Annotated in this window: 19 protein-coding genes and 1 tRNA gene; 19 read left to right on the top strand and 1 reads right to left on the bottom strand. The window is 41.8% G+C overall.

All coding sequences use genetic code 11. From position 1 onward, the window contains the following. Positions 1-14: 14 nt before the first annotated feature. Both DR017_RS10580 and DR017_RS10570 read left to right on the top strand, forming a co-directional pair. Positions 15-926: an SPFH domain-containing protein gene (locus DR017_RS10580; RefSeq protein WP_002678543.1), complete on the top strand. Its 912-nt coding sequence runs from the start codon at positions 15-17 to the stop codon at positions 924-926. Positions 927-1,235: 309 nt separating this feature from the next. Next, positions 1,236-1,309: transfer RNA gene (locus tag DR017_RS10570), tRNA-Ile, on the top strand. A 168-nt stretch (positions 1,310-1,477) separates the two neighbouring features. On the opposite strand, the gene DR017_RS10565 is transcribed toward DR017_RS10570, so the two are convergent. Then, positions 1,478-1,702: a hypothetical protein gene (locus tag DR017_RS10565; RefSeq protein WP_146741537.1), complete on the bottom strand. Its 225-nt coding sequence runs from the start codon at positions 1,700-1,702 to the stop codon at positions 1,478-1,480. Positions 1,703-2,022: 320 nt separating this feature from the next. Between DR017_RS10565 and DR017_RS10560 the strand changes: the two genes are divergently transcribed. The 17 genes from DR017_RS10560 to galA all read left to right on the top strand — a co-directional run bounded on the left by DR017_RS10560 (position 2,023) and on the right by galA (position 25,333). Beyond that, complete coding sequence (locus DR017_RS10560; RefSeq protein WP_002678371.1) at positions 2,023-2,799, top strand: type III pantothenate kinase; 777 nt, start codon at positions 2,023-2,025, stop codon at positions 2,797-2,799. After that, entirely contained in the window at positions 2,792-4,066 is a 1,275-nt protein-coding gene (bamG, locus tag DR017_RS10555) for a BamG family beta-barrel-assembly machinery protein (RefSeq protein WP_002678443.1), read from the top strand. The genes DR017_RS10560 and bamG overlap by 8 nt, the downstream gene beginning before the upstream one ends. Positions 4,067-4,078: 12 nt before the next feature. Further along, a complete protein-coding gene (locus DR017_RS10550; protein ID WP_002678380.1) occupies positions 4,079-5,419 on the top strand; it encodes a hypothetical protein in 1,341 nt (446 codons plus the stop codon). Positions 5,420-5,425: 6 nt separating this feature from the next. Next, the gene (lptC, locus tag DR017_RS10545; protein WP_002678398.1) at positions 5,426-5,995 is read left to right on the top strand and encodes an LPS export ABC transporter periplasmic protein LptC; all 570 of its coding nucleotides are present in this window, start codon (positions 5,426-5,428) and stop codon (positions 5,993-5,995) included. Between the two features lie 2 nt (positions 5,996-5,997). Further along, positions 5,998-6,183, top strand: a complete 186-nt coding sequence (locus DR017_RS10540; protein WP_002678359.1) for a hypothetical protein — start codon at positions 5,998-6,000, stop codon at positions 6,181-6,183. A gap of 5 nt (positions 6,184-6,188) precedes the next feature. Then, positions 6,189-6,407 (top strand): uroporphyrinogen decarboxylase, encoded by a 219-nt coding sequence (locus DR017_RS10535; protein ID WP_081450860.1) that lies wholly within the window; start codon positions 6,189-6,191, stop codon positions 6,405-6,407. A gap of 21 nt (positions 6,408-6,428) precedes the next feature. Continuing rightward, positions 6,429-8,558, top strand: coding sequence for a S9 family peptidase (locus DR017_RS10530; RefSeq protein ID WP_002678384.1), 2,130 nt, complete (start codon positions 6,429-6,431; stop codon positions 8,556-8,558). Positions 8,559-8,569: 11 nt separating this feature from the next. Beyond that, positions 8,570-9,136 (top strand): aminoacyl-tRNA hydrolase, encoded by a 567-nt coding sequence (pth, locus tag DR017_RS10525; RefSeq protein ID WP_002678437.1) that lies wholly within the window; start codon positions 8,570-8,572, stop codon positions 9,134-9,136. Between the two features lie 78 nt (positions 9,137-9,214). After that, on the top strand, positions 9,215-9,673 hold the full coding sequence (locus DR017_RS10520; RefSeq protein ID WP_002678534.1) for a CopD family protein: 459 nt from the start codon (positions 9,215-9,217) through the stop codon (positions 9,671-9,673). Between the two features lie 16 nt (positions 9,674-9,689). Continuing rightward, on the top strand, positions 9,690-10,430 hold the full coding sequence (locus DR017_RS10515) for a hypothetical protein (protein ID WP_111944746.1): 741 nt from the start codon (positions 9,690-9,692) through the stop codon (positions 10,428-10,430). Positions 10,431-10,727: 297 nt separating this feature from the next. Beyond that, the gene (locus DR017_RS10510) at positions 10,728-14,012 is read left to right on the top strand and encodes a SusC/RagA family TonB-linked outer membrane protein (protein ID WP_002678360.1); all 3,285 of its coding nucleotides are present in this window, start codon (positions 10,728-10,730) and stop codon (positions 14,010-14,012) included. A gap of 12 nt (positions 14,013-14,024) precedes the next feature. Continuing rightward, positions 14,025-15,773 (top strand): RagB/SusD family nutrient uptake outer membrane protein, encoded by a 1,749-nt coding sequence (locus DR017_RS10505; protein ID WP_002678469.1) that lies wholly within the window; start codon positions 14,025-14,027, stop codon positions 15,771-15,773. Between the two features lie 24 nt (positions 15,774-15,797). Continuing rightward, positions 15,798-18,551: a SusC/RagA family TonB-linked outer membrane protein gene (locus DR017_RS10500; RefSeq protein WP_002678600.1), complete on the top strand. Its 2,754-nt coding sequence runs from the start codon at positions 15,798-15,800 to the stop codon at positions 18,549-18,551. A 4-nt stretch (positions 18,552-18,555) separates the two neighbouring features. Continuing rightward, a complete protein-coding gene (locus DR017_RS10495) occupies positions 18,556-20,256 on the top strand; it encodes a RagB/SusD family nutrient uptake outer membrane protein (protein ID WP_002678454.1) in 1,701 nt (566 codons plus the stop codon). 138 nt (positions 20,257-20,394) lie between these two features. After that, entirely contained in the window at positions 20,395-21,951 is a 1,557-nt protein-coding gene (locus DR017_RS10490; protein WP_002678331.1) for a DUF1735 domain-containing protein, read from the top strand. A gap of 130 nt (positions 21,952-22,081) precedes the next feature. After that, the gene (locus tag DR017_RS10485; protein ID WP_002678502.1) at positions 22,082-22,867 is read left to right on the top strand and encodes a glycoside hydrolase family 16 protein; all 786 of its coding nucleotides are present in this window, start codon (positions 22,082-22,084) and stop codon (positions 22,865-22,867) included. After that, complete coding sequence (galA, locus tag DR017_RS10480; RefSeq protein ID WP_002678608.1) at positions 22,868-25,333, top strand: beta-galactosidase GalA; 2,466 nt, start codon at positions 22,868-22,870, stop codon at positions 25,331-25,333. Positions 25,334-25,535 lie beyond the last annotated feature (202 nt).

The following is a 25,535-nucleotide window of genomic DNA, read 5'->3' as shown; positions in this document are numbered from 1 at the left end:
ATATTTTTTTTATTATGTCTTACTTATTTTACATCCTAATCTTTTTTGCATTAGTATTTTTGCTCTCTACTTTCTTTACAGTGCGCCAACAAACCGCCGTATCAATAGAGCGTTTCGGTAAATTTGAAAGCATTCGCCATTCGGGTTTACAAATGAAAATACCTATTATCGATAAAGTAGCGGCGCGCATCAGCCTCAAAATCCAGCAGCTGGATGTGATTGTAGAAACCAAAACTTTAGACGATGTATTCGTAAAAATCAAAGTGTCGGTGCAATTCGTCGTTATCAAAGAAAAGGTATACGATGCCATCTATAAGCTCGAATACCCTCACGATCAGATTACCAGCTATGTGTTCGACGTGGTTCGTGCCGAAGTACCTAAAATGAAGTTGGACGATGTATTCGTGAAGAAAGACGACATCGCTATCGCCGTTAAACGCGAAGTTCAAGAGTCTATGGAAACTTATGGTTACGACATCATCAAAACTTTGGTTACCGATATCGACCCCGATGCTCAAGTAAAAGCAGCGATGAACCGCATCAACGCCGCCGAACGCGAAAAAGTAGCCGCTCAATATGAAGGTGATGCACAACGTATCCTCATCGTCGAAAAAGCTAAAGCTGAAGCCGAAAGCAAACGCCTCCAAGGTCAAGGTATCGCCGACCAGCGTCGTGAAATAGCACGCGGGTTGGTAGAAAGCGTTGATGTTCTCCAAAAAGTAGGCGTTAGCTCACAAGAAGCCTCTGCTCTTATTGTCGTTACACAACATTATGACACCCTCCAAGCTGTCGGTCAGCAAACTAAAAGCAACCTCATTTTGTTGCCTAACTCACCCGAAGCAGGTACTGAAATGCTCAACAATATGATTACTTCTTTCACCGCTTCAGCTCAAATAACCGAGAGTTTGAAGAAAAAATCTGAATAATCAAAAAAATTATATGCTTCATAAAAAGAAAAGTCCCTTTCTCATAAAGAAAAGGACTTTTCCTATTCAACACCATTTGCATCCCTATAGGCGCTGTCCAAAAAGTCTCAAAATCGCTTTTGCGTCACTACACTTTGCCAAAGTTTTTTGTCATACCCCCATCACTCCCACTACTCCCACTACTCCCACTACTCTCATCACTCCCACTACTCCCATCACCCCCACACCTCACACCTATAATTTTTCCTAAAAAAATTTGCACAATTCAAATATTAGTACTACTTTTGCCGCGTCTTGTAAAAAAGGACTGGTCTCATAGCTCAGTCGGTTAGAGCATCTGACTCATAATCAGAGGGTCGTTGGTTCGAGCCCAACTGGGACCACAAAAAAGCCTTGAAAGTGCAATCACTTCCAAGGCTTTTTCAATTAACATTTAATAATTGATTGTTTAACGTCAATTCAACACATAAGCCACTGAAATCCATAAACACTTATACTTTAAATATCTGTTTCTAAGAACGACGCAACTCCCAAAAAATCTATTAAAAATGTTAGTTTACTTTCCTTCCTTCTTTATGAGTTTTCTCCTTAGGCTCTTTAGCAAACAACTGCTCTAATACCAATATCCCTACAACTGAACCAAAGGCAATAGGAAGATTTTCAGAAATAGAATCCTCATTGAAATAAGTTTCCTTAGAATAGGAAAAAAATATATCCAACAAAAAATACATCACTATAGCAAGTGAAACAAGAATGGTTAGCGGACAAGTCTTCATAGTGTGAAAAATTAATAAAATGTTAATGTTTTTTGAATTTATCCTTTTAAAAATGTTATACTCCTCTTTATAAGTTTATTATCCTCTGATAACACTTGAGTAGTAAATTTCTTATATTTCGTTATTTTTCTAAATCACGCAGCAAAAGTACAAAATAATTAACAAAACGCAAACAATATTTAACATTTTTTTACCACGTTAAATGAAACCCTTTATTAAAAAGATTTAAAATAAGTATCTCACGTCTTTTGAAATAAAGCTTTTTCGCCAATTGGCACTTTTTTTGATATAAGTTTTCTTCAGTAAATAAAATCTTTTTTATGAACCTCATTATCGATCAGGGGAATACTGCTGTAAAAGTAGCGCTTTTCAAAAAGCAAGAACTTGTATTCTTTAATACTTACAGCACCGAAGATTTTCAGCAACAATTGCTGAAAGAAATCGATTTTAATGAGGTACAAGAAGTTATTATAGCCTCAGTGGTAACAGGTGCCGAATCTCGTTTCAGCTTTTTAAAAAAACATACTCCCCACGTGGTTTTCGCTTCAAGCACAATGCCTTTGCCTTTTCTAAATAAATATGCTACTCCTCAAACCTTAGGTGTTGACCGTTTGGCTTTAATCGCTGGAGCAATACGGCTTTTTCCTAATCGCAATACACTGGTAATCAGCGCAGGTACTTGCATCACTTTTGATGTGGTTACCCAAAGAAAAGAATACCTCGGCGGTGCTATTGCCCCAGGAATTGCTATGCGACTAAAAGCAATGCATCAATTCACCTCCAAACTACCACTGTTAGAACAACAAGATTTTGATACCGAACAGTTTATAGGCAATACTACCGAGAGTTGTATGCTTTCAGGGGTCTATAACAATGTGGTGCGAGAAATAGAAGGTGTCATATCACAATACGATGAAAAATTTGCCGATTTAGCGGTAATACTCACCGGAGGTAATCAAAAATATTTGCAAGAAAGAATAAAAAAACCGATATTTGCCAGCTCATTTGTGTTGCTCGAAGGGCTGAATAGTATTTTAGAATACCAAAAAGAAATGCAACACTCTATAAATGGACAGTTTAAACAATATGATGAATAGAAAGTTAATCACTCTTATTATCGCCTTATTTACAACTACTTACGTTGCTTTTTCACAAAAAACAACCGAGTCTCCCTATTCGTTTTACGGCGTAGGCGAACGCAATTTTGGTGGAATAGCCGAAGAAAGTGCAATGGGCGGTTTGGGTATTTATGCCGATAGTACTCGCGTGAATATTCAAAATCCTGCAGCTCTTTCGCAGTTAAAATTCACCGCTTTTTCCGCTGGCTTTACAATGCAACGCAAAAATATTGTTACAAATAACACAAAACTCAACACCCAATCTTCCTCTTTCAATTATTTTGCACTTGGTTTTCCCATAGTCGAAAAATTAGGAGTATCATTTGGGTTGGTGCCTTATTCTTCTGTAGGCTACAAAATCAAAAACACCAAAGCCAACCGCGTATATCAGTACGAAGGTAGCGGGAACGTGAATCAGTTCTTTTTATCAACTGGTTATCAAATCTATGGAGGGCTTAGTTTAGGTGCTTCTTTCCGCTATCATTTTGGAACAATTGATATGACCGACCTCTATCAGCAGAACAACATTGAGTTCTACACTCAGGAGTTCAGCAAATCACGCCTCTCTGGAGGAGCTTTCAATATTGGTTTGTATTACGAGGAAACGCTAAAACACCGTTTGCGCCTATACACTTCATTAGTATACACGCCACAAAGCACCCTTTCATCTGAAAATCAACGCAATATCTCTACCCTCAGCTATGTAGCCTCCTCACGAAGCGGAGCTCAGCTTACAGTTCGTGAAACCAGAACTCTTGATTTAGATGCTACCGGACTCAAAAATACCAAACTTACCTTGCCTTCACAAATAGAAGTTGGCATAGGTTTAGGTGAGCACCAAAAATGGTTCACAGGTTTAGAATATACCTATATTAATAATAGTAAATTTTCAAATCCCTTCCTCACCACTACCGATGTAAGTTACAAAGATAGCTACAAACTCGCAGTAGGAGGTTTTTGGATTCCTAACTATCATTCGTTCTCAAGTTACTGGCACAGAGTTACCTACCGAGCAGGTTTCCGCTACGAGAACACTGGAATTGTACTCAACGGACAAAACATCAATTATTTTGGCACGTCTTTTGGACTAAGTCTTCCCGTAAAAGGTTTTTCAAATATTACCCTCGTGGGTGAATATGGCAAACGTGGTACTACCACAGCCAATTTGATAAAAGAAAATGAGTTTAACCTAAGAATAGGATTCACTTTAAACGACAAGTGGTTCCAACGAACAAAGTATCAATAAAAACAAACAAGAATGAGAAGAAGAATTTTATTAGCCACAGTGGTTGCAGGTTTTTTCTTTGCAACTCAAGCCGAAGCTCAGAACTGTAATACTCCTGAGCTCACTCAGAAACTTTCGATATTTAGCGAGTATGCTAAAGCGAAAAACTACAAAGAAGCGTATCCTATTTGGAAAGAAGTATATACTCAATGTCCTACTCTACACTATGCTACCTTTGCTTATGGTGAACGCATCTTGCAGGACAAAATTAGAACTAGTAACGGTGCTGAAAAAACACAATTTGTAAAAGAATTGTTGCAAATGTACACTGATTACAACAAGTATTTCGCTTCGCGTTTCAACACCACCGAAATGCGCATCCGTCAGGCTCTTTTGATGTTCGACGAGAAAGCTGGCTCTGAACAAGAAATCTATGACCTCTTGCACAAAGCTTTCACTGAAGGCAAAAACGATTTCAAGAACGAAAAAGCCTTATACTTGTATTTCTCTGAATTGGTAGCCTTACACGAAAAAGGACAAAAAGAACTACAAGAAGTGTTTGATGCCTACGATAACATTTCAGATAAAATCCAAGATGAGAAAAACGAACTTTCTGAAGTTATCAACAAGTACTTAGCTCAAGAAGAAGCTGGAACTATCAGTGAGAAAGACAAAAAATTGCTCGAGGCTAACCGCAAACGCGTAGACAACTACGAAACTATTGCCGAAAGTATCGATGCTAAATTAGGTCAGCTTGCCGATTGTAACAACCTCATCCCTCTTTACACTAAGAACTATGAGGCTAACAAAACTAACGAAGAATGGTTGCGCCGTGCCGCTGGTAAAATGTCCGATAAAGATTGTACTAAAGACCCTCTTTTCGTGAAGATAGTAACTTCATTGCACCAAGTAAAACCATCAGCAAACTCTGCTTACTATTTAGGGGTAATGAATGACAAATCTGGTAACTCTGCTAAAGCTATGCAGTACTACAACGAGGCGGTAAATCTTGAGACCGACAACTTTAAGAAGTCTAAACTCCTTATCCGTATCGCTTCTAAACACAGCAAAGCAAGTGCCGTTGCCTATGCACAAAAAGCGCTTACTTACAACCCTTCAAACTCTGATGCTTATCGTATTATGGCTCACGCCTATGCAAGTTCAGCTAACGAATGCGGTAGCACTTCATTTGAAAAAAGAGCTGTATACTGGTTAGCTGCCAAAACTGCTCGCAAAGGTGGTTTGGAAAGTTTAGCAGCTCGTTACGATGCTTTAGCTCCGTCTAAAGTAGATGTGTTCGAATCTGGATTAGCAGGGAAAACCGTTACCCTCAAATGCTGGATAGGACAATCAGTAGTAGTGCCACGTTTGTAATGCTATATGAAAATAAGTTTTTTTAATATCGTAAAAAGTATTGCCGTACTATCAGGTATGGCAATGCTTTTTTCGTGTAACAACGATATGCGTAACCTGCAACAACTCAGCATCCAAAAAAAATTCCCCCAAGGTGAAGCCTATAACTTCAAACTCGTATATACCGATTCTACTAAGGTGGTAGCCGTTGTTACAAGCCCTCTCAACAAAGATTATACGAACCAACGAATGCCTTATTCTGAGTTCCCTGAAGGTGTGAAAGTAGAATTCTACGACCAAGCCCGACATAAAAATACTGTTGAAGCTCAATATGGAATCATCTACCCCTCTTCCGATATTGTAGAACTGCGCAACAATGTAGTACTTACTACCTACGACGGCAAACGTCTAAAAACCGAACAACTCTTTTGGGATCAAAAAGAAGATTGGATATTTACCGATAAAGAATTTAGTTTTACCGATGAAGCCAAAGGCACCATCACCAATGGTATAGGTATGGATTTCGATAAGAAATTCTCTACCGTTAAAGCTCATAAAACCACTGGTATTTTGGCTATCGAGGACAAAGATGAATAATTATGAACGCACGTATCTTTTTTGAATATGCCTATTTGGCTATCGCTTTTTATTGTGCCTACCAAGTGTATGCCTTATATAATACCCCCGATCGCACTCAGTGGTATATATACATTGCCTTTACACTCGGCGCATTGGCTATGTTTTGGTTCAGACGCAATACCCGACTTAAAAACCGCAAACGATAATGACTATAGTTAATATTATTGGATATGCTGCTTCACTCTTTATAGTGCTCAGCTTCCTTATTAAGGATAACCTTTTGTACATACGCCTTACCAACTTGGTGGGGTGTGCTCTTTTTGTAATTTATGGATACTTTATCCATAGTATTCCCGTAATTCTGCCCAACGCCTTTTTGGTAGTCGTGCAAATTGTTTTTATTTGGAGAGAATTAAACAAGAAAAAATAATTACATCACAAATCTTATTTTATGAAAAGAATAACACTTTTCCTTTTAGGAACCTTTTTTTCCCTTTCAGCTCTTGCTCAAAACCGCAAACTCTCAGTAGCCGAATCGGTGTTTTATGCCGTGCAAGATCCCTCTAATCCAATGGGATACCGCTATCTATTCCCCGAAACTCTCGAGAGCCTCCGTTGGTTCAAAGATAGTGATGTATATCTTTATGCCAAAGACGGAAACTACCTTATTTTCAACCCCAAAGGAGAGCAAGTAGGAAGTATAAACGCTGAACAACTAAACGGCGATATCTTGCTGATTGACAAAAATGAAATCGTAACCAAATCCGAAAATACCTTTTACCGCTATAACGGTGACGGTAAGCAGGTTTTGGCAAAGATTACTCTTCCTAAAGGTAGTGAAAATGCCGAATACGACCCTCAAGCGAAAGTAGTAGCTTATACACTCAATAACAATTTGTATTTCGCTAACAGCGAGAGTGATAAAAAAGCGATTACCTCTTTCACCGATGCAAATATCGTTGCCGGAAAAGCAATTCACCGCAATGAATTTGGTATCAACAAAGGAATTTTCTTCTCTCCTAAAGGCAACTATGTAGCTTTCTATCAAAAAGATGAAAGCAAAGTCGCCGATTATCCTTTAGTTGATATCACCACTACCCCCGCAACACTCAAATCTATAAAATACCCAATGGCAGGACAACCCAGTGAACAGGCTGCCGTAGGGATTTACGACTTCCAAAACCAAAAGGTGCTGTACTTAGATATCGATACCACCGATGAACACTTTCTCACAAACTTAGCTTGGAGTCCCGATGAGCGTTATATTTTGTTAGCCGAAGTTAATCGCGCTCAAAACCACTTCGCTCTCAACCGCTACGATGCGCGCACAGGTAAAAAAGTAAATACCATTTTTGAAGAGCGTAATGCTAAATGGGTTGAACCCGAAAAACCTGCCGTTTTCTTGCCTAACAAAGCCGATGAGTTCTTGTGGTTGAGCGAACGCAACGGATTTACCAATGTGTATCACTACAATACCAATGGCAAACTCATCAAGCAAATCACTAATTTTCAATGGGTAGTACAAGATATTTTAGGTTTCGATGCACAAGGCAAATATGTGTTTATCACAGGTACAGGTGCCGACCCGCGTGAGCAACACGCCTTCAAAATAGACCTCAAAAACCCTAAAAAAATAACTGCCCTTACTCCCGAGGCAGGCTCTCATAATGTACAGTTAAGCCATAGTGGTAACTATCTGTTAGATAGCTATAGCAGCATTACAATCCCTCAAAACACAGACCTCATCAGTACCGATAAAGGCAATAAGCAACGTTTGTTCACTGCTAAAAATCCATTGGAAGGTATAGCTGTAGGAACTACCGAGTTTGTTACTCTAAAAGCTGATGACGGCACGCCTCTTTACGGCAAGTTGCACAAACCTACTACTTTAGACCCTAACAAAAAATACCCCGTACTCATTTACGTATATGGAGGTCCTCACGCTCAACAAGTGAAAAACGAATGGTTAGCCGATACTTATTTGTGGTTACATTCATTCGTAGAGAACGAACAGTATATCGTTTTCACTTTGGACAATCGCGGCAGTGAAAACCGAGGATTTGCTTTCGAGAGTGTTATCCACCGCCATTTAGGAGAAACCGAAATAAAAGACCAACTCAAAGGGGTAGAATACCTCAAGAGTTTGCCTTATGTCGATGGAAATCGTATAGCTGTACACGGTTGGAGCTTCGGAGGATTTATGGCTTCGAGCCTGCTCACCCGCCACCCCGATGTGTTTACCACCGCTGTAGCTGGAGGAGCTGTAACCGATTGGAAATACTACGAGGTAATGTATGGCGAACGCTATATGGATACCCCAAAAGAAAACCCCGAAGGTTATGAGAACAGCCGAGTAGGTAAATACCTCGATAACCTCAATCGCCCATTGTTGTTCATTCACGGTAGTATAGACGATGTAGTTGTCCCTCAACACCTGATGACTATCACCCGCGATGCTATCAAGAAAAATAAATTTATAGATACTTTTATCTACCCAATGCACGCCCACGGAGTGAGAGGCAGTGACCACATTCACCTCACTCAACAAATCATAGATTACATCAAAACAAATAACTTGTAACTATCCGTTCTATGAAAAAATACTTAATCGCCTGTTTAGGCAATATAGGTGCTGAATATGCAAATACACGCCATAATATCGGTTTTATGGTGGCTGATACCTTAGCTAAAACACACAATGTTACCTTCAGCACTCAAAAATTAGGCGACCTGACAGAAATAAAAGTAAAAGGACGTACCTTTATACTGCTGAAACCTTCTACTTATATGAATCTCAGCGGCAAAGCGGTGCGCTATTGGATGGAAAAAGAGAATATTCCATTAGAAAACCTCTTGGTAATTACCGATGATTTGAATATTCCGTTTGGTACTATTCGTATCAAGGGCAAAGGAAGTGACGGTGGGCATAACGGACTTAAAGATATTCAAGCCCAACTCAATACCCAGCAATATGCGCGTTTGCGTTTTGGTATTAGCAGTAATTTTGAGTCAGGCAGGCAAATAGATTATGTACTGGGTGAGTGGGCTCCCGAAGAAAAAGTCCTCCTTCCCGAACGTTTAGAAAAATGCGCTGAAGCCGTAATTTCTTTTGGCTTAGCAGGTCTTAATATCACAATGAACACCTTTAATAATAAATAGGAATTAGAATTTAGGAAATAGAAAGCGTAACCCCTAACCCCTGAAACCTGACCCCTAACCCCTGAAACCTAAAAAACTATGTACACACATCACATTCTCCTCGTTCTGCACCTCATTGCTGCCACCATTTGGGTAGGCGGACACTTAGTATTGGCTATTGGCTATTTGCCAAAAGCCCTCAAGCATAAAGATTTCAGCTATATAGGCAATTTCGAAAAGACTTACGAGCCTATCGGTATGCCCTCATTAGCCGTGTTAATCATCACGGGGATCCTAATGGCTTACGACTACAACGCTGGTTTCAGCTCTTGGTTTTCATTCGCCACCCCTATTGAGCGCGTGGTATCACTGAAACTCATTTTCTTGCTCACCACTATATGCTTTGCTATTTCGGCACAAACAAGAGTATTGCCTAAACTGCGCAAAGGTCAGCTCAACAAGTTACCCGAAATGGCAGTGCATATCATCTGTGTAACCCTTATTGGGGTACTAATGGTAATACTCGGCAGCTTAGTAAGAATAGGGGGATTACAATAAGTAAATGTTCTTAGTTATGGGACTTATCTTTTGGTTTCTTTTTTTAATAGTAATAGCTTTTACAGTATTATTTGTAGTTCCTCCTATTTGGATTTTCAAAACTCCTACACAACGCTATTTTGACAAAAAGAAAGCTCCTAAAACGCTTATTAATCCTGAAAGAGAGGCTTATCGAGTAACTCTCAAATCTGTATTACCTAAACTCATTTTTTTAGGCACAAGAACTATTGGCATTATTTGGGGTATATTTTGGGTGATATTCCCCCTTCCTCATTTTGAGGACTTATTAGAACCTTACACTTTAATAGGATATGTTTTTATACTTCTCCCTCTTCCTATCTTTTTAGTTTATTATACTCTTTCATATCTTGCTCAACGTGATTTAAAATCTCGTACTATTTTATTAGATGAAATGAGCGATAGAGATTTCAAAACTTTACGTGCTACAGAACCTCTTTTAAAAGAAAAACAAAAGTATTTACCACCTTTTATCTTTTGTAAAAGGCGTATTTACTTGTTCTCTGGTATTCAAACATTCAGTGTTGCCATAAGTAATCTCAAAAGAATAAAGGTTTTTTACAACGCCAGAAATGATATATACGGATTATATATAAGATGTAGTATTACAGCAGTAGCTCTTACTAAAGAACAATTGATATTTCTGCTAAGAGAAATTAGATTGCGTTCACCTAAAGGTTTTGAGAGTATGACAATAGACAAATGGGGAAGTATTCTATCAAATATAACAATTTCGTGAGGCAACATCTTCTTATTCCTCTACCACACTTTCTCTCTTCTTTTTTTAAACCTGTACTTGCTTATTTGTATTAAAATATGTAATATTGTCTCTGCTAATTATATATAAAAATATTTTAACCAACTGAAAAACAGTCAATAATATCCACCTATATATTTCCTTTACTTTAAGATAATTTTATAACGTATAGATTTTGATAAATAAACGAAAAGAAATGATAACAACCTTATTGATATAACTTCCTACCTTTGCCCCATCGAAATTAAACATTTTCCATATAACTAAAATGCCAAAATTATGGATAGATTACATTCATACAAAACCAAACTACTGATGCTCGTATGGCTCTTGGGGCTTTGTGCAGGGATACAGTCGTTATCAGCACAAACAATCAGAGGAAAAGTAGTTGATGAAGACAATATGCCTCTAATGGGGGCTACTATCTTGGAAGTAGGTACCAAAAACGGGGTAAGCTCCGATTTCGATGGCAACTTCCAGCTGACCCTAAAAAACGGTGGTGCTACCTTAGATATATCCTATATAGGATATAAAAGTGCAAAAGTGCAGGTGCAAAACCGCAACAACATCACCGTAAAACTCTTGCCCGAAACCACCGAACTGAAAGAAGTAGTGGTGGTAGGGTATGGTACCCAAAAGAAGGAAACTGTAACGGGTGCTATTTCTTCTGTGAAAGGTAACAAACTCGTAGAAAATGCAGTTGCCAACGTCTCCAATGCGCTGGTTGGGCGTATGCCAGGGATTACCTCGACTCAGTCCAGCGGTGAGCCCGGTAGGAATGCTACCACTATTCGTATTCGCGGGGTGAGTACCTTCAATGCAAGTAGCCAAGAACCTTTGGTGGTAGTAGATGGTATCCAAAGCTCTATGAATGCCGTAAATGCGATGGACCCTTATGAAATTGAAAGTATCAACTTGCTGAAAGACGCTTCAGCTACAGCTGTCTACGGCGTGAAAGGTGCTAACGGGGTAGTGGTAGTAACTACCAAAAGAGGTCGCTCTGGCGCTCCTAAAGTGAGTCTTACTTATAACTTTGGTATGAGTCAGTTGGCTACTCAGTTAGATTTACTCAATTCTTATGATTATGCGCGCTTCCGCAACGAGGCTATTCGCAATGACAACGACCCAAGTAACTTCGATAAACTGTTCAGTGAAAGTGGTTTTCACAACGAGTTGTGGAAGTTCAAGAACAATCGCGACTATACACCTCAAGAGGTGGAAGCGATGAACCTCACTCCTGAACAAAAACAAGCCCTGCTAAATAGCCCTGCGCTATATTATACCAGTCATAACTATTTCAAAGAGGCTTTTGGCGGGGTTTCTCCTCAAACGCAATTCAACTTAAACGTATCAGGGGGAAGTGAGAAAACGCGTTACTTTACTTCTTTGGGTTATTTCTATCAAGGAGGTACTTTTAAAGAAACTAACTATCACAACGCCGATGTAAACTCTAAATACCAGCGTTATAACTTCCGCTCTAACTTCGATTTTGAACTTACCGATCGCACCAACCTCACCCTCGACCTTGCTGCTGTATCTTCAAAAGTAGGTGGTATTTTAGGTAGTGAGCAAGACGGCGATGTAAACAGCGAAACAGCCCGCAAAAAGTCGATGTTAGTACACATTTTGGCGAATACTCCTTTTGCAGGTCCTGGTATTGTAGATGGACGCTTAATCGATGGATATGTAGATGGTGTAAATCCTTTAGTAGGCAAAGGAGGTACAGGTTATTCAGTATTGTCCAGCTTGCTCTGGCGACCTTATCTCACTACTTATCAAACCGACTTGAACCTAAACTTAAAACTGAAACACAAACTCGATTATATCACTCAGGGGCTTTCTATTTCAGGTACTTTTTCTTACAACGATTTGTATAGAAAAGGGGTTAAAAGAGAACGTTCTATCCCTTCGTATAGCGTAACTCGCAACCCTAAAAACCCTGCTGAACTACTCTTCTTTGGCGGCAGACTCAAACACACTACCCTTACCGACCGCTTTAAATCAAGCAAGTGGCGTCGCCTTTATTTTGAAGTAGCTACTAACTACGACCGCTCTTTCGGAAAACACAATATCACTGCCTTACTTTTGGCTAACGGACAAAAAACGTATGACCCTGGTTTTGAGTTTAACGTGCCTGCTGGTATTATGGGGCTCGCAGGTAGGGTTACTTACGATTACGACCGCCGTTACCTTATTGAAGGTAATATGGGGTATAATGGTACCGAAAATTTCGCCCCTGGCAAACGCTTCGGGTTCTTCCCTGCCTTCTCATTGGGTTGGGTAGTTACTAACGAAAAGTTCTTCCCTAAAAACAATATTGTTACTTATTTAAAGCTCAGAGGTTCTTATGGCGAAGTAGGAAATGACCAAGTAGGTGGTCGCCGTTTTCTATACTTGCCCAGTACTTGGGGCTATGGCTATGAAGGCTACCGCAACGATGGCTATGGTGCAGGAGGTTACTATTTCGGCAGTAGTGATGGTACGACCAAAGACCCTTTCTATACCGGTGCTTGGGAAACTCGTGTAGGGAACCCCAATGTTACTTGGGAACGCGCCAAAAAAAGCAATGCAGGTATCGACCTGAATATGTTTAAAGATAGGCTTACCATCAATGCCGATGTATTCCAAGAAAAACGCGACAACATCTTGTGGAACAGAGGTACAGTACCTGGTATTGTAGGTTCCGACCTTCCTGCGAGCAATATAGGTAAAGTAACCAATAAAGGTTACGAAATACAAGTGCACTGGGGCGACAAGATAGGTGAATTTACTTATGGTATTGGGGGGAATGTATCCTACGCTAAAAATAAAATTGACTACCGCGATGAGCCTAACAACCCTCACTCTTGGATGAATGAAACGGGCTATGCTATCGGGCAGTATAGAGGTTATCTCACCAATGGTTTCTACAACACTTGGCAAGAAGTAATGCAACGCCCATATTCGCGTTTTGATGGCAATAAAGTACAACCTGGTGACCTCCGTTATGTAGATGTGAATGGCGATGGCGTTATCGACGAGAAAGACCGCGTGCCTATTGGTTATGCAAACTTTCCTCGTTATACCTTTGGGGCAAACCTCAATGTAGGTTACAAAGGATTTGAAATCTCAGTGCTGTTCACTGGTACGGCTCAAGGTTCTATGCCTTTGGATTTCTATACGCGCAACCCTTTCTATATGGGTACAGGAGCTGCTTTCCAACATCAGTACGACGGACGTTGGACTCCTGAGAAAGCTCAAAACGGCATTACTCCTACTTTCCCACGTGCTTCTATGCGCACCGGTGATAACATCAACGGATTGTTTAGTGACTTCTGGTTGCTCTCTACCGACCATATCAAGCTGAAAAACGTAGAAGTAAGTTATCTCTTGCAAAAGAAAATGTGGTTGGACAAAGCAGGCATCTCATCGGTGAAAGTATCGGTGAGCGGTAACAACCTTTATACGTGGTCTAAAATGCACGATGGTTACGACCCCGAACAACAAGATTCTAACGGCGCTGCCTCTGGATATCTCTACCCTATGACCCGCACTTATAGCGTAGGGCTCAACGTTCAATTTTAAAAAATACAACCAATGAAAAAGCTCATTTATACCACCTTAATCCTCGTCTTTTTCTCACAAGTATTTTCTTGTAAGTTAGAAGACCACTTCCTCGAAAAGAGTTTAGGAAGCGATGTGAATGTCGATTCTATCTTTTCGAGCAAACAGAAATCTCTCTCGGCTATTGCCCAAGCCTACGCGATGAGCCTGCAATCGGGTATTACCTTGCGTTACGACAATGGGCGCATTAGCGGACTGAAAGCAGGAACGCTCTCTCACCTATCGGGAGAAGTGAACGATGTGAAATTCAGTTGGGAAGACACCTATAAAATTCAACGTTCTGGAATGGTAGCCAGCGACTCCGATGGCAAAGCATTGAGTTCCGATGGTTTTGTGTTCAACTACCAATCTATCCGTCAGTGCTATTTGGTGATTGAGAATATCGATAAAGTCCCCGATCTTACTGAGGTACAAAAGAAAAGTATCAAAGCCGAAATGTACACCCTCATCGCCTACCGATATGAGGAGATGTTCAAACGTTATGGCGGGGTACCTATTATAGAAGGTACACTTTCAGTAGATTCCGACCTAAATATCCCTCGCGCTACTTTGCGTGCTACCTTAAACCATATCATTGCCCTTTGCAACAAAGCTATTCCCGACCTGCCCGATAGCTACAACGCTTCGGAAAAAGGACGTGTAACCAAAGGTATCCCAATGTGTATCAAAGCCGAAGCATTGATGTACGCCGCGCGTCCGCTGTTCAATAACAATACGCCTTATATGAGTTTGGGCGGCAATAACAACCTGATTTGTTTTGGTACACACGATGCTTCGTTGTGGCAACAAGCCATAGAGGCTAATGAGCAAGTGATACGCTGGGCAACTGCCAATGGTTATCAAATCATCAATACGGGAAACCCCTTAGCCGATTACGGTACAGCAGTAGCAACCCCTAATAACCGAGAAGTGCTCCTCGCCTTTAAATCACAAAGTTTTATAGAGGCTTACAATCCTCACAGCCAACCAGGAGGAGCAAATTCTATGAGTTACTTGCAGCTTACTCAATACTACAAAACCGATGGTACCGACCAAACGTGGACGGGTGAAAACTGGGAAAGCTACGCTACTTATGTGAACAAGTGCAACGAGTTAGAAGCCCGCTTTAAAGCCTCAGCAGAGATTGCAGGACAACAAGCGTGGAACAACCCTGGTTCGCATTATTGGTCAAGTGAGAGTTTGGCAAATGCCTCTACTTGGGAAAAAAGAGCGGGCAGTGAAGGCGCAGGACGCCGTGTAAAATTCTTCTATATGGCTGATACCCGCGATTGGTTTGAATTCCCTTTGTACCGTTTAGCTGAGTTCTATTTAAATCTCGCCGAAGCCTATAACGAAGCAGGCAATCCTGCTCAGGCTTTGCAAAACCTAAACGTTATCCGCTCGCGTGCAGGGCTTCCCAATGTTACTGAAACAGGGCAAGACGCTTTGCGCAAACTCGTACAAAGAGAATGGGCAGTAGAGTTCTACGAAGAGAATCACCGTTACTTTGATGTAAAACACTGGAAACTCACCGATATTGCCAATGGTATCATTGGAGGGGTAAAGAAAGGAGTAGTTTTTGAGTACGCCCCAGGAAAATCGGAAGGGTGGAATGCGTGGGATTACGCTTCTTATGCTGTGAAGCCTGTCTATACAGGGTATTGGGACAACAGTCAGTATTTAGAGCCTTTCCCTCAATCGGAAGTGAACAAAGGCTACTTGATACAAAACCCTGGGTACTAATAACCAATTAATAAAACAACTGAAATGAAATATAAACATAACATATTATTTTGTAGCCTTGTGGGCTGTATGCTTTGGGCAGGTGCTATGCAGGCACAAAGCCCTCTGAACGTACCCGAAGAATTGTCTACGCTTTCTACCTCATCAGTAAAAGGAGAACAACTCTTGAAAATGCCCACAACTAACTTTACCAACAGTTTGTTTGGGTTGCTACCTGGGCTCACTGTATTGCAAGGCGGAGGAATGGACAATGCCAGCCTAAATATCCGCGGGTTGGGTTCTTACAACTACCCTTCGGTTACCTATTTTATCGATGGTTACCAAAGTGATTTTATACTGCTATCGCCTTCCGAAATCGAGTCGATTACGGTTTTGAAAGATGCGGCTGCCTTAGCGCCATTTGGTATGAAAGGCGCGCACGGCATCATGTGGATTACCACCAAACGCGGTACAGAAGGCAAACCCGTGGTAGGGGTAGATTTCCAAACGGGCGTACAAATGCCTACAGTATTGAGCAAACCGCTATCAGCTACCGAGTATGCTCAGCTATACAACGAGGCTTATAGTAACGATGCAGGGGCTTGGACGAGCTTTTACAATATCCCTAACGATGTGAAATACAACACCGATTGGTATGACAAAGTGCTCAAAAAGTCGGCTTTGTTTGATAGACAAGATGTGAGCATACGCGGAGGCTCGGCTAACACCAAGTATTTTGTGTTATTAGGGCACGCTGGCAACAGTGGTTTGTACGCCTCTAAGAACGACGATTCGCATTCCAGCGGAAGATTCGACCAATATCTCGTAAAGGCAAATTTAGACTTCAGTATGCTCAAAATATTTGAAGGAAATGTAAATATCAACGGGCGTATAGAAGACCGTAAATCGCCTAATTACAACGAGTATAAGCTCTGGCAAAACTTGGCGAGCTACCCTAATATCATTTATCCAGCGCAAAACCCCAATGGCTCATTCCCTGGTACAGCCATCCACCCCGATAACCCTTACGCCTCTATCCGAGCCTTAGGCATCAAGCAACTACACGACCGCACTTTAGGGGCTAATTTCAACCTAAAAGAGAAATTAGACTTCATCACCCCTGGGTTGTACATACAACAAGGCGTATCACTCAGTTCGTGGACACGAGGCACACGCATTGTAAGCAGAGATTACTCTCGTATGTTCAATGGGGTAGCACAAACCACTCATCGCGATAGCAACTACAAAGTAAACGATGACTGGGGTACCAACCAATGGAACCGTTTGCAGTTTCTGTTGGGTGCAGGTTATGCCCGTGAGTTTGGACAAAACACTTTCCAAACAGTGGTAAACTACCTTCAATACGTTTATAATATAGACGACAATCTCAACGGAAAAGCGGGGTTGAACAACAACTACGCTTATCAGAACATCGGCGGACGTGTGTTCTACGATTGGAACAAACGCATATCGGCAGAATTCGGTTTTGCCTTCGGTGGCTCGGATAACTACAAGAAAGGCAATCGCTTTGGTTTTTATCACGCCCTTTCAGCAGCTTATCAGGTTTTCAATGAGCAACACCTTTCGGCGAATGCCAATATCAATCGGTTGAAATTGCGCGCTTCGGTAGGTACTACGGGTAACGATGTGTACAACGAAGGTCGCTACTTATACGAACGCTATTACGGCTCTTACGGAGGAGGTGGTTTTGCCACAGGAAACGACGACCCGTCCTGGCATAGTGCCATCGGACTAAAATACGTGCCTAATGAACGTATTTTTGCCGAAAAAGCCTATAAGTACAACGTAGGCGTGGAAGCTAAATTCTTCAACAAATGGGACGTGATGATAGAGGCTTTCCTCAACAAACACGAAGGTATTATCACCCCTGATTACAGTATTTCAAGTGTCTTTGGGGCTACCCCTCCCTATAAAAATATAGGAAAGGTAACTAACCGAGGTTTTGAAGTGAGTACGCTCTACAGCAATACAGCAGGAAAACTCACTTACAGTATAGGCGCTAATGCTTCGTATGCTAAAAACAAAATAGACTATATGGCTGAGTACGATGCTACTAACGAGAGTTCAGCTCAAACAGGCAGACCTATCGGCACGCGCTTTGGCTATGAAGCTGCTGGCTTTTACAACATAAACGATTTTGACAGCAATGGCAATCTGCTACCTTCACTCCCTAAACCTTCCTTTGGAAACGTTGCCCCTGGTGATGTGAAATACCGCGACTTAAATGGCGACAACCGTATAGACCCTGCCGATAAAACTGAAATAGGCAAAAGCTACCTCCCTACACTCACTTATGCTGGTACGCTCAACCTCGGTTATGAAGGATTTGACCTTGGCGTGCTTGTACAAGGAGTACAAGGCAGAGAGGTAAATTTATTAGACGATGCTCGCCAAAAAACGATTGCTTTCGAGAACAACGGCAATGTGTATGCTATCGCCAAAAACCGCTGGGCTTACTATCCTGCACAAGGCATCGATACCCGTAGCAGCGCCCAGTACCCACGTTTGTCGTTATTGAGCAACAACAATAACACCCAGCCTTCCACTTTGTGGATAAAGAAAGCTAATTACCTAAGAGTACGCTACATAGAGTTAGGTTACAGCGTTCCTAAACGAATGCTCGACGAGATAGGCGTTAGCAAATTGCGCATTTACGTAAATGCTGCCAATCCGTTTACTTTCTCATCATTGCTTACCGATTACGACTTAGACCCCGAAGTGCTTTCGGGTTACCCTGCCCTCAAATCGGTTACTATGGGTGTGTCTTTAAAGTTTTAAACAAATGAACTACCGAAAATATATCGCTATGTTAAAGAGTAATAAACCGAGCAGAACAATCTTTGCAGTGAGCTGCATTGCGCTGATGAGTACACTCATCGGGTGTAATGTGTTAGACACCAAAGAAGATATTTACGATACCGACGAGCAGATAAAAACCAATTACCAAGTGTTGTACGACTTTGGTTATGCTGCCTATACACGTTTGCAAAACCGCTTTGATGCCATCGATGGCAATCTGTTTGCGGCTGTGAGCGACGAGGCTGAATATACACTTTCGCCTTCAAACACTCAAGTTTTTAACGAAGGAAGCTGGAATAGCACCAACAACCCCGATAATTCGTATGCTTACAACTACGAAGGCATACAAGCAGCTACTTATTTCTTGGAAAAATTCCCTAACTATGCTTCTTTCTTAAAGCAGAACCGCAACCTTATCACTCAAAACGACATCAACAACTACAATCGCGATGTGAAGAGCATAAGGGCTTTGCGCTTTGAAAACCGCGTGTTGCGAGCTTATTTCTATTTCGAACTACTGAAACGCTACGGAGGGGTGCCTCTTGTAAAAACAACGCTTTCCGCCGATAGTAACACGCTTTTGCCTCGCAACACAGTGGACGAGGTAGTGAATTATATCGTGAGTGAAATCGATGCTTCCAAAGATAGCTTGATTACCAATTGGGGAAGAGATTTTGATATTGGCTTAGATGGGCGCATTACCAAAGGCGCTGCCTTAGCCCTTAAATCCAGAGTGTTGCTCTATGCGGCAAGTCCGTTGTACAACCCCACTAACGATATAAACAAATGGAAAGCAGCTGCCAGTGCTGCCAATGAGCTCCTCAGCTTAAATCTCTACAGCCTCGACAATAGCTACCGCGATTTGTTCCTCGGCGACAGAAGTGCCAAAAGCTCAGAAACCATTTTTGCGATTCGCCAAAGTGCCACCAATGACTTGGAAAGGAAAAACTACCCCATTGGCACGGCAGGAGGGAACAGCGGCATCACACCTTCACATAATTTGGTAAGTGCTTATGAGTACAAAGGCACCCCCGACCCTAATGATATATATGCCAATCGCGACCCCCGACTCGGCTATACGATAGTAACCAACAACAGTCAGTGGAACGGACGTACAATGGAAATATACACAGGTGGCGCCGACAACTACAACGCCAAAAACGCTTCACGCACAGGCTACTACCTCAAAAAGTTTTTGAACGACAACCTCGATTTAGTGCAAGACGAGAAGAGACTCCGCTCTTGGATAGTGTTCCGCTTGGCTGAAATTTACCTCAACTATGCCGAGGCGATGAACGAAGCCTACGGACCCGATGCTAACAACGGTTATGCACTCACTGCCAAAGAGGCTATCAATTTGGTGAGAGGCAGAACGGGTGTGGAAATGCCTGCGATTACTACAGCATCAAAAGAAGAGTTCAGAGAGAAAGTAAAACACGAACGCCGTATAGAACTCGCCTTTGAAGAACACCGCTATTGGGATTTGCGCCGCTGGAAAGAGGCTGCTACCGTGCTCAATGAGCCACTTACTGGAGTGCAAGCTACTAAAAACGGCAATCATTTTAGCTATCAAGTAAAAGAAGTAGAAAAACGCACTTTTACCCAAAAGATGTATTACTACCCTATTCCTCATAGCGAAATCAATAAATCCAACGGAATTGTAAAACAAAACCCTGGTTGGTAATGACGAGTGACGAATGACGAAATACGTCAAGTTAAAAAAATAATGGAATAACAAACCTCATCGCTTTTGCGGATTCTCTCCCCCCTCCCCTTGGGGGAGGGGGAGAAGGAGGGGGTGAGGACAGACAATCTCTTATATATGAAAACAAAAAACATTACATTATTGCTACTCCTATTCGTAGCCTTCATCGCTTGTAAAAAAGACGATGTTTTCGAAGACCCCGGCATTACTACCCTTTATATGCCGCAAGCCTCCTTAAACAACGGAGGTAATGAATACAATGTGCCTTTCGGCGGAAACTCCGAAAACTACACTTTCAACGAGACTACCAAGAAATTGAAAATAGTATTGGGTGTGAAAAATTCAGGTCTCTCTACCGAAGGCTTTGCTGTAAAAGTAAAAGTAGATGCACAAGCTACCAATGCTTATGTAGAAAAGTACAAAAACGACGAGAAAAAACCGGCTGTTGTGCTGCCCGAAGGTTCTTACACTCTGCCTGAAAGCGCTACCATCCCTTCTGGTAAGAATGAAGAATCTTTCTACTTAGAAGTAGATATGCAAAAAATCCTTACCGCACACCCCGATTACTACAAAAATCGTATCGCTTTGGCAGTTACTATCTATGGGAACGAGAAAATTCTCGCCTCTAAAGCAACTACCATAGTAGTGATTGATGGCGCAAAATTCTTGCCTACACCTCCTGAGCCTCCTAAACCTACCTTGGAAACTATGCTCAAAAAAGATGCTTGGAAGGTGCTAAAACAAGGTATCGATGGCAAAATCACTGCCGATGCTAAGATTAATATCGTTGAGGGTAATATACATTACTCTTCTGGCAAAGTGGGCGGTAAGTTCAACCACGTGATTTATCAACCGGTAAATGTGGAAAAAGGACAAACTTACACTTACGATATGCACGTGGAAATCAAAGGTCAAGCGTGGGGTTGGATACAAGCGTATGTGAGTGAACACGAACCTGAAGAAGGCAAAGACTTTGGCGATGGCAAGGTATTAGAACTCCAAAATAACATCACTTCTCCTATGAGTGGTTCGTTTGCGGAACTTTCAGCTATCCAAGACCAAAAAACCTATACCGCTGGTAAAACTGGTAAGATCTATTTTGTAATAAAAATAGGTAGCTGGGATAATAATTTCGAGGATTTAGCCCTCTCTGATATCGTATTCAAAAAAGATAACAGTCCTAAGCCTCCTAAACCTGCTGTAGAGACCCGCATCAAGAAAGACGCTTGGAAAATACTGTTGCAAGGCATCAATGGAGGTCTTTCAGAAAAAGCCGATATCACCTTTACCGACGGTAATATTCATTACACCTCAGGTACCGAAGGCAAGAAGTTCAACCACGTGATCTATCAACCTATTGAAGTAAGCGGAGGTGAAACTTATACTTACGATATGACACTCACCGCCAAAGGCAAAGCGTGGGGTTGGATACAAGTGTATATAAGTCAGTGGGAACCTGAAGAAGGTAAAGACTTCAACGATGGCAAAGTATTCGACCTATCGGGAGAAATCAAAACTCCTAAAAGCGGACTGATGTCGGAATTAGCTTCAGGTGAGAAGACTTATACAGCTACAAAAAGTGGTAAGTTATTCTTTGTGATAAAAATAGGTAGCTGGGATAACAATTACGAAGACTTAACTTTTTCAGATATTTTTATCAAAAAAGCACCTTAATAATCTTATATTCTTGGATTATTTCGATTATTTGGATTATGTTATGTAGGGGCGTTTTGCAAACGCCCCCATACAAATTCCCCATACAAACAACCTTTTGCAAACGTTTTTTTTAAATCAAATTAATAATATGAACATCCTGAAATTATTTAGTTTTCTCTCAATATTTTTATGTGGTATTACCGCCTGCAACAAGTCAGGCGGTGATACACCTATTGAGGAGAACCCTATGCCAGAAACCCCTGCTGAATGGGTTTTAGACTTTCAAGAAAATTTCGATGGCAATGCCTTAAACACCGATAATTGGGCAGTGTACGACAATGAATACCTCGAAAAAGAAGGCAAACTCAAACCCGAAAACACCCGCCGTACTTATGCTATTGAAGTAAAAGATGGTTTCCTTAACTGCCTTATCGACAAAGACCCTAAACGCAATGGCTGGTTTATGACAGGCGGTATTGCCCATAAAAAGAACTACAAATACGGCAAATTTGAGTTCAGAATCCGTATGGACGAAGACCCTCATAAGTCTTCCAGCGGGTTAGGACTTACTTGGCCTGAAAGTGAAAAATGGCCTGACGATGGCGAAAATGATATCTACGAAACCGCTCACGAGAACAATACTTGGAATACGAATATCCACTATGCAGTATCTGGTAAAGACCAAAAGTACCAACAAACTTTCCAATACAACAAAAGTGATTGGCACATCGTAGCAATGGAATGGGCGCCTGAGTACATCAAGATTTACATCGATAACAAATTAGTATGGGATCTCAAAGACCCTGTGGCAATAGCCAAAGCTCCTCATCACTTGTGCTTCCAAACCGAAAAAGACATTAACAAACCTTTTACCAAAGCCCTCAAACTCCAAGTAGACTGGGCTAAGGTATATAAATATGTACCTAAAAAATAAATGACTCATCTAAACAAATTGCTTTTCATCCTTATCTGTATGTCCCTATGGCTTGCCCTCCCCATCTATGGGCAAGCCACAAGGGAACATATTTTGTTGGATAACCATTGGAAATTTACCCTCGGACACGCTACCGACCCCTCCAAAGATTTGTACTACCGCGTGTATAACGACTTTTCCAAAACACTCTCCAAAGGTATTAACTTTTCAAGTATCGACTACGACGATAGCTCTTGGCAAATCGTCGACCTCCCTCACGATTGGGCTATAACGCTCCCTTTTAGTGAAAAAGGCGATTGGTCACACGGCTATAAAGCCTTAGGCAATGCCTTCCCCGAGCACAGTATCGGTTGGTATAGAAAAACCTTTGACCTCAGCAAAGCCGAAGCTGGCAAACGCATCGAACTGCAATTCGACGGTATTTTTAGAGACAGTAAGTGCTGGGTCAATGGCATTTATGTAGGGCAACACCTCAGCGGCTATACGGGTGTAAAGTACGATATTACCGATTTGGTGTATTTTGGCAAGCCTAATGTGATTACCGTAAGGGTAGACGCTACCCAAAACGAGGGTTGGTTTTACGAAGGGGCAGGTATCTATCGGCACGTGTGGCTGAACTCTTACAGCCCTGTTCACTCTTCCCCCGAAGAGGTTTTTATCTATACCAAAAGCATTGGCAAACAAGCCGAAATGCACGCCGAAGCCACTGTTTATAACCGAGATACAAGCTCACAAACATTTCAAGTGGAATGGACGGTACTCAACCGCGAAAAAAAAGTAATAGCCACTCACCAATCTGCAAATGCTACTTTTGCTCCTAACGAGAAACTAACGGTAAAGAGTAACTTCAATATTCCTAATGCACAACTCTGGGATACCGAACATCCTTATCTGTACACTCTAATAACAAAAATCACTGCTAACGGAAAAACTACCGACCTTATTCACACTCGTTTTGGGGTGCGTACTTTCAGTTATAAACCCGACGGCTTTTACCTCAATAACAAAAAAATGAAAATAAAAGGCGTGTGTGTACATCAAGACCACGCTGGTGTAGGTACCGCTCTATTAGATGAGTTGCAGTACTATCGCGTTGGGTTACTTAAAGCGATGGGCGCCAATGCCTACCGCACTGCCCATCACCCTCACAGCCCTGTCGTGCTTGAAGCCTGCGACAGTTTGGGTTTATTAGTAATGGACGAAACCCGACTCTTAAACAGCGGACGAGAATACCGCCAACAATTTGAAGACCTTATCAAGCGCGACCGCAATCACGCTAGCGTTTTTATGTGGTGCATCGGGAATGAAGAAGAAAAAATCCAAAGCACCGAAACTGGCGAGCGCATTGCGCGTACGTTGGTGAACTTACAACAGCATTTAGACCCGTCGCGCGTGAGCACTTATGGCGCCAACGTAGGTAATGAAAGTGAAGGTGTGAGTGCTGCCATACCCGTACGAGGCTTCAATTACAACCTCTATGGGCTTACCGATTATGAGAAAGCACACCCTAACCAACCTATCATCGGTACCGAAGTAGCCAGCACCGTGGGTACTCGAGGGGTATATTTGCCAGAAATCGTTCTCGACAAAGCAGGTGGTTACAGCGGTCATTTTGTAGCCGATACCCTCCGCGCTTACCTACTCGACCAAGACAAGAGTTATCCCAGTTGGGCATCACAAGCACAGCAATGGTACAGCACAACGGCTAACGACCCTCGTTTTATGGGCGGTTTTGTATGGACGGGCTTCGACTATCGCGGAGAGCCTACTCCCTTTGCGTGGCCTAATATCAGTTCGCATTTCGGGGTAATGGATGTGTGTGGTTTCCCTAAGAACGTGTATTACTACTACAAAGCCCAGTGGGGTGAAATGCCTGTATTGCACATAGCTCCTCATTGGAATCTCAACCTGCCCCAAGGCACTGTGGTAAAAGTGTGGGTCTATGGCAATACCGAAGAAGTAGAACTTTTCTTAAACGGAAAGTCGCTTGGTAAACAAAAAACACCTACTTTTGGGCATTTGAATTGGGATGTACCCTACGAAAAAGGTACGCTGAAAGCCGTAGGCACTAAGAATGGAAAGCGGGTTACTACCGAAGTTACTACTACCGAAAATCCTTTTGCGATTGTGCTCAGCCCTCATAAAACAAAGCTGAGAGCAGGCAGACAAGATGCCGTAGTGGTGAACGTGAGTGTTGTAGATAAAAAAGGGCGAGAAGTACCTGATGCTCACAACCTAATTCAGTTTGAACTCATAGGTGATGCCACCATAGCAGGCGTGGGCAATGGCGATCCCAGTTCGCACGAGAAAGACGCTTTTGCCAAAGGAGAACGTGTAGAGCGCAAACTTTTCAATGGCAAATGCCAAGTGATTATCCGCTCAGGTGAAAAAGGTGACAAACTGCAATTGCGCGCTACTGCCGAAGGTCTAAAAGAAGCACAAATAATAGTGAAAAGTGAAAAGTGAAAAGTCGCTACACTTTGCCAAAGTTTTAGACTTTGGTAAAGTTGATTACTCTGATAATCAATCACTTTTAGGGTATGTTGTGTAGGGGCGTTTTGCAAACGCCCAAAACAAACGCCCAAAACAAACGCCCTCGAAACAAACACCAGAAAATAAATTCTTAGAAGCTATTATTTTATATATCACAATTCGTATGATTTGTAGG

It is taken from the genome of Capnocytophaga sputigena, from assembly GCF_900446695.1.
In the GTDB taxonomy this organism is placed as follows: Bacteria; Bacteroidota; Bacteroidia; order Flavobacteriales; family Flavobacteriaceae; genus Capnocytophaga; species Capnocytophaga sputigena.
The sequence above is the reverse complement of the archived record's forward strand: the minus strand, read 5'-3'. Positions and strand labels throughout refer to the sequence as shown.

Excerpts from the sequence above, each read along its gene's own strand:
- bamG (WP_002678443.1), top strand. The coding sequence starts at position 2,792 with ATGAATAGAAAGTTAATCACTCTTATTATCGCCTTATTTACAACTACT.
- DR017_RS10515 (WP_111944746.1), top strand. The coding sequence starts at position 9,690 with ATGGGACTTATCTTTTGGTTTCTTTTTTTAATAGTAATAGCTTTTACA.
- DR017_RS10485 (WP_002678502.1), top strand. The coding sequence starts at position 22,082 with ATGAACATCCTGAAATTATTTAGTTTTCTCTCAATATTTTTATGTGGT.
- DR017_RS10560 (WP_002678371.1), top strand. The coding sequence starts at position 2,023 with ATGAACCTCATTATCGATCAGGGGAATACTGCTGTAAAAGTAGCGCTT.
- DR017_RS10530 (WP_002678384.1), top strand. The coding sequence starts at position 6,429 with ATGAAAAGAATAACACTTTTCCTTTTAGGAACCTTTTTTTCCCTTTCA.
- DR017_RS10520 (WP_002678534.1), top strand. The coding sequence starts at position 9,215 with ATGTACACACATCACATTCTCCTCGTTCTGCACCTCATTGCTGCCACC.
- DR017_RS10490 (WP_002678331.1), top strand. The coding sequence starts at position 20,395 with ATGAAAACAAAAAACATTACATTATTGCTACTCCTATTCGTAGCCTTC.
- DR017_RS10500 (WP_002678600.1), top strand. The coding sequence starts at position 15,798 with ATGAAATATAAACATAACATATTATTTTGTAGCCTTGTGGGCTGTATG.
- DR017_RS10495 (WP_002678454.1), top strand. The coding sequence starts at position 18,556 with ATGAACTACCGAAAATATATCGCTATGTTAAAGAGTAATAAACCGAGC.
- DR017_RS10580 (WP_002678543.1), top strand. The coding sequence starts at position 15 with ATGTCTTACTTATTTTACATCCTAATCTTTTTTGCATTAGTATTTTTG.
- DR017_RS10540 (WP_002678359.1), top strand. The coding sequence starts at position 5,998 with ATGAACGCACGTATCTTTTTTGAATATGCCTATTTGGCTATCGCTTTT.
- pth (WP_002678437.1), top strand. The coding sequence starts at position 8,570 with ATGAAAAAATACTTAATCGCCTGTTTAGGCAATATAGGTGCTGAATAT.
- DR017_RS10510 (WP_002678360.1), top strand. The coding sequence starts at position 10,728 with ATGGATAGATTACATTCATACAAAACCAAACTACTGATGCTCGTATGG.
- lptC (WP_002678398.1), top strand. The coding sequence starts at position 5,426 with ATGAAAATAAGTTTTTTTAATATCGTAAAAAGTATTGCCGTACTATCA.
- DR017_RS10550 (WP_002678380.1), top strand. The coding sequence starts at position 4,079 with ATGAGAAGAAGAATTTTATTAGCCACAGTGGTTGCAGGTTTTTTCTTT.
- galA (WP_002678608.1), top strand. The coding sequence starts at position 22,868 with ATGACTCATCTAAACAAATTGCTTTTCATCCTTATCTGTATGTCCCTA.
- DR017_RS10505 (WP_002678469.1), top strand. The coding sequence starts at position 14,025 with ATGAAAAAGCTCATTTATACCACCTTAATCCTCGTCTTTTTCTCACAA.
- DR017_RS10565 (WP_146741537.1), bottom strand. The coding sequence starts at position 1,702 with ATGAAGACTTGTCCGCTAACCATTCTTGTTTCACTTGCTATAGTGATG.